The following is a 1,063-nucleotide window of genomic DNA, read 5'->3' on the forward strand; positions in this document are numbered from 1 at the left end:
TGTATTGACCCGTGAGGTTGTGAACGCGGTCTGAGGGGCGTTGGCCGCCGATTCCGGTGTGGGGTCTGTGGTGATTGTAGTGATGGAGCCAGGTGTCGTAGGTCGCGGCTCTGGCTTCATCGCTGCCGTAGGTGTGCGAGTAGGCCCATTCGCTGGCGAGGGTTCGGTTGAAGCGCTCGACTTTGCCGTTCGTTTGGGGTCGGTAAGCGCGAGTCCGGCGGTGTTTGATGTCCGTGGCTTGCAGGGCGTCTCGAAAGGCGTGGGATCGGTAACAAGATCCGTTGTCCGTGATGACCTCGGTGACAGTGATCCCGACGCTCGCGAAGTAGGCCCGAGCGCGCGTCCAGAAACTGGCCGCGGTTTCCTTGCGTTCGTTCTCGAGGATCTCCGAGTAAGCGAGCCTCGAGTAGTCATCGACGGCGTGATGCAAGTAGGCGTATCCAACGCCTTGGTGACGCTTCCGGTTTCCCGCTTGTCGGCCGAGTTTGCGATGCCCGCCGCCGGCCGGGATGCGGCCGAGCTTCTTGATGTCGACGTGGACCAGCTCGCCGGGAGTGGCTCGCTCGTATCGGGCCGGGCGCATTTTCCGGGCGGGGAGTCCCGTTGCTTGATCGAGGTGGCGCAGCAGAGGCATGTGGTAGCGGCGCAGGACTCGGTGCGCGAGCGAGGGGTGCAGGCCCAGGTGGTAGGCGATGCGGTGCGGGCCCCAGCGCCGGGTGAAGCGCAGCGCGATGATGCGTCGCTCGGTGCGTTTCGGGCATTGGATCGGGGAGCTGCGTGGGCGGGAGGAGCGATCCTCAAGCGCCTCGCCGGCTAAGGCCCGGTCGACCCATTTCTTGACGGTCGCGGTGGAGCACTGGACTCGTTCCGCGGCGCGGCGCATGCTCCATCCCTCCTCGAGGACCAAGGCGACGAGACGGCGACGCCCTTCCGGCGTCAGGGGTGCGTTAGCGTGGGTCACGAAAACCTCCGTGTTGCGATGCGAGTGTGGTAACCCACATCCTCACGGAGGTTTTCGCTTCCCTCAAACCATCAAACGTTCACAACGTCCCAGGTCAATACA

The 1,063-nt window shown here is 64.2% G+C and carries 1 protein-coding gene; it reads right to left on the bottom strand.

Features of this window, described 5'->3' with window-relative positions; translation table 11 throughout:
* The coding region (locus tag GV007_RS17675; RefSeq protein WP_160074965.1) for an IS481 family transposase at positions 1-961 on the bottom strand (961 nt) is incomplete at its 3' end.
* Between the last annotated feature and the right edge of the window lie 102 nt (positions 962-1,063).

Origin of the sequence: Pseudoclavibacter sp. 8L (genome assembly GCF_902506465.1) — a bacterium.
Classification (GTDB): Bacteria; Actinomycetota; Actinomycetes; order Actinomycetales; family Microbacteriaceae; genus Pseudoclavibacter.